The 6,859-nt window shown below is 59.3% G+C and carries 6 protein-coding genes; 4 read left to right on the forward strand and 2 right to left on the reverse strand.

Features of this window, described 5'->3' with window-relative positions; genetic code table 11:
- Positions 1 to 32 precede the first annotated feature (32 nt).
- Positions 33 to 911: a vWA domain-containing protein gene (locus NW815_RS05565; RefSeq protein WP_414389344.1), complete on the reverse strand. Its 879-nt coding sequence runs from the start codon at positions 909 to 911 to the stop codon at positions 33 to 35.
- A gap of 447 nt (positions 912 to 1,358) precedes the next feature.
- On the opposite strand from NW815_RS05565, the gene NW815_RS05570 reads away from it, so the two are divergent.
- A complete protein-coding gene (locus tag NW815_RS05570) occupies positions 1,359 to 2,069 on the forward strand; it encodes a hypothetical protein (RefSeq protein ID WP_414330718.1) in 711 nt (236 codons plus the stop codon).
- A gap of 39 nt (positions 2,070 to 2,108) precedes the next feature.
- Here the strand turns inward: NW815_RS05570 and tyrS are convergent, their stop codons facing one another.
- On the reverse strand, positions 2,109 to 3,305 hold the full coding sequence (gene tyrS / locus NW815_RS05575; protein WP_414389346.1) for a tyrosine--tRNA ligase: 1,197 nt from the start codon (positions 3,303 to 3,305) through the stop codon (positions 2,109 to 2,111).
- A 255-nt stretch (positions 3,306 to 3,560) separates the two neighbouring features.
- Between tyrS and NW815_RS05580 the strand changes: the two genes are divergently transcribed.
- The 3 genes from NW815_RS05580 (at position 3,561) to NW815_RS05590 (ending at position 6,796) form a co-directional block, all read left to right on the forward strand.
- A complete protein-coding gene (locus tag NW815_RS05580; protein WP_414389341.1) occupies positions 3,561 to 5,543 on the forward strand; it encodes a transglycosylase domain-containing protein in 1,983 nt (660 codons plus the stop codon).
- A 9-nt stretch (positions 5,544 to 5,552) separates the two neighbouring features.
- Positions 5,553 to 5,933: a hypothetical protein gene (locus tag NW815_RS05585; RefSeq protein WP_414389340.1), complete on the forward strand. Its 381-nt coding sequence runs from the start codon at positions 5,553 to 5,555 to the stop codon at positions 5,931 to 5,933.
- 263 nt (positions 5,934 to 6,196) lie between these two features.
- Positions 6,197 to 6,796 (forward strand): superoxide dismutase, encoded by a 600-nt coding sequence (locus tag NW815_RS05590; protein ID WP_414389339.1) that lies wholly within the window; start codon positions 6,197 to 6,199, stop codon positions 6,794 to 6,796.
- Positions 6,797 to 6,859 lie beyond the last annotated feature (63 nt).

The following is a 6,859-nucleotide window of genomic DNA, read 5'->3' on the forward strand; positions in this document are numbered from 1 at the left end:
CTGTTGCAGAGAGTGCGGGGCTTCCCGGCGGTTTAGCTAAGTTGATCCGCAAACCGTGCCAGCACAAAAGTCCCCTCAGTAGCTGCAGCCAGACGCTGTAACTCCAGAAGATTCAAATCGACCCCCAACCCAACCACATACACGGTGAGTTTTTGTCCTCGCTCTCTGGCCAAAGTTGTCAGCTCCTGAGTAGCTTGGTTGATGGAGCGGGTGCTTTCGTTGTCAATCCCATCGGTGAATACCACCAAGCGGCGGTTGAAACGCTCGGTGGGCCGAAAGTCGCTCAAGAAACGCCCGGCTTCTACCGTGGCATCGTAAAGGGCGGTGTTCCCTCCGGGAACAGCACGCAAAACCCCTCGTCTCAGCAGCTCTTTGTCGCCGGTGAAGTCTTGCAACAGCTGAGCCGTGCGCAGAGGCTGCCGCAGGGCTGTAACGCCAAAGCCTGCTCCCCGGTTGTCAAAGCGCAGAATGGCGCCCAGATCCAGGGGTGCAGGGCGAAATTGATCCAGGAGCCGAAAAACAGCCAGGAAGCGCCGAGATTGGGGATCCAAAACCAACAGGCTGCCTGAGCCATCCATCAGCACAGCCATGAGCAAAGGCCGCTGAGGCAGATCCGGCGGGGGGTTCTCGATCCGGGTGGGTGTCAGGGTCAAGGTTACCGGCTGCGGGATCCCTAGCAAGTCGGTTACCCGGTTTACCTGCAGGCTGACCTGACTGGCAGAGAGCTGGGTTATTGGTTGGGGCGGATCCCCGCCTTGCAGGAGGGCGATGTTGAACTCCATTTCCCCTTGTGTGCCAGAAAAGGAGCGGGTCAGAGCCCCATTGAATGTCAGGCGAGCTTGGGATCCCACAGCCGACGGCTCAATGGCTGTACCGCCGGAAGAGCCACAGCCGACAAGGCAGCTTCCCACGAGCACCAGGAGAAGCAGCCAACCAGCTTTTTGGCTTTTTACTTGACCGGGCTGTATTTTTACAGTCATTGCAGCTGCCAGTGCAAGCATAGTGGGGTGGCATGAAAGTAGGGAGTTACAATACCACCCAGTAATTCCGAAAGCTACTGTAGCGCTTGGTGTAGGCGTAAAGATTTTTACTGCAGTTAGAGGATCTCGAGTTCATCTTTTTTCACAATGCGAGCACAGCGGGTCTCAGCTTTGAGCCTAGTAGGGCGGCTAAAGCCTGTCTGCTCCGAGAATTGCTTCGAGATAAAGACCCCTTTGTTTTGCCACTTGTGGCAAGCGTTCTCGCTGACCAATTGTCAAATAAGCCGGCGCTCTCCTCCGTGGCCTATAGTTCATAGCAGCTCATCAGTGCAGGTGTAAGCTCTAAAAGGATCCCCTGGGTGAGGAGGAGAACTGAACATGGCGGCAAAGCAACTCAAGTTCTATTGGAGCCCCCAACACCAGCTCTTTAGCTGCGATGGCGCCAAGTTGGAGGGGCACGGCTACATCCAAACCAACCCCTCCCATGACCTGGTTCACCTGCTCATTGCCGCCAACGGCAACATGCCCTGGCAGCCGGTGGAAAGCCGCGAGCAAACCTGCTTTGCCGAGTACAACGCGGTAATGCTGGAGCACCTGTTGGTCAACTGCTTCAACGCAGCGGTGCTGGGATCCCTGCCTGCCCAGCAGATCATCCCAGAGGCGCGGAAGTTCTTGCGGTGGTTTGTTTCAGAACATTACGCCCCTTTTCCGGTGTCTGAAGAAGAGGCTTTTCGTCGCTTTGCTGCGCACCTGGATATTGAGCGCATTGTGCGTTTGTTCCCCTATTTTTACAGTCTGCGGGCTTGGGAATGCTTCAGCCTCGATTACCGCGCCGAGACCTACGACCTGGAGTTCACCTCCGAGGATGATCCCGTTCGAGAGGCCCCGGAATGGGCGGCGGATCCCAACATTTTGGAGACTCAGGAGCTGGTGCGGCAAAAGCTCTCTGAGGCAGTAGCCGAGGCGGGCTCGATCCGGCCCAAACCGGAGCCCGTTTTCCCGCCAACTTCGTCAGCTTCTCCTCTGTCCGATCCCCCAGCCAAGACCAGGCAGAAAAAAACCGGACTCGGCTTCAAGCCTGCCCGTTGATGGATCCCCTCACCCCTTTCCCACAGGGAGAGGGGAAGACTAATCTGCGCCTTTCACTAGCCGACGAAAGGCCTTTTTGCCCACCTGCAAAATCCGCCCGGCCAGCTCCGAGGCATGGGCAAACTCCAGGTCGGGATCCTCCACCTTTTGCCCATCCAGGCGCACGGCGCCCCCTTGAATCTGCCGACGGGCCTCGGCGGCACTCTTGCACAGGCCACACTCACGCAGGATGTAGCTGAGTTTAACAGGGTAAGACAACCCATCGATGGCAAAGGTGGGGATGGATCCCGTTTCGGCAAGAATACCGTCTAGCACCAGGGCTTGAGCGGTGCGCTGGGCCTCTTCTGCCGCTGCGGGGGAGTGAAACTGGGCCACTAGGGTCTTGGCTAGGAGGATCTGCCGCTGGCGGGGATCCTGCGGCAGCTCGGCAAGGGGCACCGAGGTCAGCAGCTCAAAATAGCGCTCCACCAGGTGATCCGGCACCTTCTCCAGCTTGGAGTACATGGTGAGGGGATCCTCAGTCAGCCCCACGTAGTTGTTTTTGGACTTGGACATTTTCTGGTACCCGTCCAACCCCTCCAAAAGCGGCACCGTCACGCAGAACTGCGGCGCTTGGCCCTTCCAAATTTGCAGATCCCGACCGGTGAGCAGGTTAAAGCGCTGGTCGGTTCCCCCCAGTTCTACGTCGGCTGCCAGAGCCACCGAGTCGTAGCCCTGCAGGAGGGGATAGAGAAATTCGTGCAGATAAATTGGCGTTCCAGCTCGGTAGCGCTGGGCAAAGTCTTCTTTGGCCAGCATCTGCCCCACCGTCATCTGGGCCTGGAGTTCGATCAGCTCGCTGAGAGTCAGGCGGGCCAGCCACTCGCTGTTGCGGCGCACCTCCAGCCGGCCAGGGGTCTCAAAATCCAAGATCTTGCCGGCCTGCTCCAAGTAGGTGCGGGCGTTTTCCTCCACTTCTGCTGGGGTGAGGCGGGGACGGGCCTGCGATTGGCCAGTGGGATCCCCGACCAGCGCCGTGAAGTCCCCGATGAGCAAAATAGCCACATGGCCCGCATCCTGGAACTGGCGCAACTTGCGCAACACCACCGAATGCCCCAGGTGCAGATCCGGTCGGGTGGGATCGATGCCCAGCTTCACCCGCAAGGGACGATTTGTTGTGGCCAGGCGCTCCGCCAGGGCAGCAGGCCCTCCCGGAAAGATCTCGGCCACCCCCCGCTCAACAATTTGGGCTATCAACGGATCCCGGTACGTTGGCGAAACTGAGGCTGACGATAAACTCAAATCCTGCTCCTCCGGCTGAACCCATGAGCCATTTTAAGCCCACGCAAATTAAGCCCACGCAAAAGATGGTCGGCTCTCAACTCGCTCCACCTAGCCCGGTTGGAGTTGTCGATGGGTGAGGTTGGCCATCCTGCCGGGCCGATAGACGCCGCCCTATAATGGGTCTGGCTTGTTGTTGCTTCGCAATACGGACGTGACAAGGTTTTTGACGTGACCTACGGTCGCAGACCATTGGCCCGCCGGGCGAGAAAGCCGGGGTTGGAGCGTGTCTCCAATTCCCCCTTTTCCCGATCGGGGTTTGACGAGCATGCCGACTATGCCCCACCCACCCGCCCCTCCCGGATTGCCCAGGTTGCCGGTGTGGTGGGCAATCTGTTGCTGGGATCCCTGCTCTTGGGATCCACGGCGACGGCTGCCGGATTGGTGGGGCTGGCCATTAGCTTCCGCAACTTGCCGGATGTGCATCAATTGCGGGATTACGTGCCCATTGCCACCACCCACATTGTCGATATTCGGGGCGAGCCCATTGCCAGCCTACACGGGGAGGCCAACCGGGAAGTGATCTCCCTTGAACAGGTCTCGCCGGAGATGAAAAAGGCCTTGCTGGCCATTGAAGACAGCCACTTTTACACCCATCCAGGCATTAATCCGGTCAGCTTGGGCCGGGCGATCCTAGGCAGTGTGGAGGGGGGTATAGGCTCGGCGGGGGGGGGATCCACCCTGACAATGCAGTTGGTCAAGAACCTGTTTTTGAGGCCGGAGCGTACCCTCAGCCGTAAAGTCGCCGAGATCGTGTTGGCGGTGCGCCTAGAACAGGTCTTCAGCAAAGACGAGATCCTGGAGATGTACCTCAACCAGGTGTACTGGGGGCACAATCTCTACGGCATCCAGGCGGCAGCCCGCAGCTACTTCAACAAGGATGCGTCTGAACTGAACTTGGCTGAAGCGGCGATGTTGGCTGGGATCCTGCCGGCCCCGGAAACCCTCAGCCCCTTTCGCAACCTGGAGGGAGCCAAACGGCGGCAGCACCTGGTGCTGGATCGTCTGGTGGAGCTGAAGTGGATTACCCCCGAGGAAGCCCAGGCGGCGCGGGAGCAAAAGCTGACCTTAGGCCGCATTACCTCCTTTCAAAGTAACGCCCCAGCAGTTACCGACGCCATTGAGGCGGAGCTGCGGCGCCGCTATGGGGAACAAGCTCTGATGCAGGGAGGGCTGCGGGTTCAGTCCACCATCGATCTGCGTCTGCAACGCATCGCCCAGCGCATTGTCAACGAAGATGGCCCCCGCATTGGGGCAGCTCGTCGTGCCGATCAAATGGCTTTGGCGGCAGTGGATCCCCGTACCGGCTATGTGAAGGCCATTGTGGGCGGGATCAACGCTCAGCGGGGCCAATTTAACCGCGCCACCCAGGCGTTTCGCCAAACGGGATCCACCTTTAAGCCCTATGTGTACTACGCGGCTCTGGCCAGCGGGCGCTATTCACCCGGCAGCATCTTGGAAGATACCCCCGTCACCTATCCCGGCTCGCCACCCTACAGCCCGAAAAACTACGACAACACCTTCTATGGCTCCCTCACCTTTGCTCGGGCTTTGGAGCTCTCCCGCAACGTGCCCACGGTCAAGTTGGCCGATGATGTTGGGATCCGCAACGTCATCGCAGCGGCTCAGGCCACCGGCATCAGTGCCGAGATGTTTCCCAACTTGGCTACAGCTCTGGGCTCGGCCAGCGTCAGCCCCCTGGAGATGGCGGCCAGCTATGCGGTCTTTGCCAATGGCGGATATCGGGTGGAGCCGACCCTCTTGGCCCAGGTGGTGGATCGCAACGGCCAAATCCTCTTCGAGGCCAGGCCTCAGCCGCAGCGGGTTTTGGATCCCTGGGCGGTGGCCACCCTCAACCAGATCCTCAAAGGGGTGGTGACCCAAGGCACCGGGAGGGCGGCTCGTCTGGACGATGGGCGACCCGTAGCTGGCAAAACCGGCACCACCTCTGATTTCCGCGACGCTTGGTTCATCGGCTATGTGCCGCAACTGTCTACCGCCATTTGGATTGGCAACGACAACAACTCCCCCATGCTGCCCGGCACCGCCGGCGGGGCCTTTGTTGCCCCCACCTGGAAGCGCTTTATGACTGAGGCTCTGCAAGGGATCCCACCTCAGGACTTCCCCAGCCCGCATCAGTTCCGTCGTCCCTAGGGGGGATCCATGACCTACAGCGAGGAGCGGCTGGCGCGCATCGAGCGCACTGTCGAGGCCAACGCTCAGGCCATCGCCCAACTGGCCCGGCAAAACCAAGAGCTGATGCAAACCATTGCCGGCACCGAGGAGCGCATTGCTAGAGCCGAGGAACGCATTGCCAGAGCCGAGGAACGCATTGCCAAAGCCGAGGAACGCATTGCTGGCGCCGAAGAACGTCTGGAGGCCGAGGTCAAACGCTGGGACGAGCGGTTTTTCCAGCTCAGCCGCGATACCCTCAACTTCACCCGCAATGTAGTGACCATCGCCGCCATCACGGCTGTTTTGATCCCCCTGCTCAGGGATGTCGCTCCCCTGCTGATCGAGCTGTTGCGGGAGGGATCCCGTTAGCCCTCTGTAGCTGGGACATCTCGCTTTTCCAACCGCTGGCCAACAAGTGGTTATCGGCAATTGCGCTGAGACAGCCGCGATTCCACCTCTCTGGGGTCGAGCAGGGTTCCAACCGGAATCGAGGTGTCCAAGGGATCCCAGCGCGTACTGATTCTGAGTTACACTAAAACTGCAAAGAAAGGTAACGCCTTTTTCTGGTTATCCTGACCCTTCGCCGCGTTCTTTCTTGCATTCCTTGCACAAGACACAGAGGACAGACGATTATGGCTTTTGAACTCCCGGCTCTGCCCTATCCTGCTGACGCGCTCAAGCCCTACATGTCGGCAGAAACCTTCTCCTACCACCACGGCAAGCACCACGCAGCCTACGTAGCCAACCTGAACAAGCTCATCGAGGGCACCGATCTGGCCAACAAGTCTCTGGAAGAAATCATCAAGGCCACCTTTGGGGATCCCAACAAAGCGGGTATCTTCAACAATGCTGCCCAAGTTTGGAATCACACCTTTTTCTGGGAATCCATGAAGCCAGGCGGGGGAGGTGCGCCTACCGGGCCTATTGCCGACAAGATCAACGCCGACTTTGGCGGCTATGACAAGTTTGCAGAAGCCTTCAAGACGGCAGCCGCCACCCAATTTGGCAGCGGTTGGGCCTGGCTGGTGCTGGACAACGGCACCCTGAAGGTCACCAAAACCCCCAATGCCGAAAATCCGCTGGTTCACGGTCAAACGCCCCTGCTCACCTTGGATGTGTGGGAGCACGCCTACTACCTGGATTACCAAAACCGGCGGCCTGACTTCATCAGCGCCTACCTGGAGCACCTGGTGAACTGGGATGCCGCCAATGCCCGGCTGGCTGCCGCCTGACTCCACCTGTTCTGGGATCCCTTGACGGGGGATCCCATCGAGGACTAGCCCTATGTCTCTGTT

It is taken from the genome of Synechococcus sp. R6-7 (genome assembly GCF_047461695.1).
Taxonomy (GTDB): Bacteria; Cyanobacteriota; Cyanobacteriia; order Thermostichales; family Thermostichaceae; genus Thermostichus.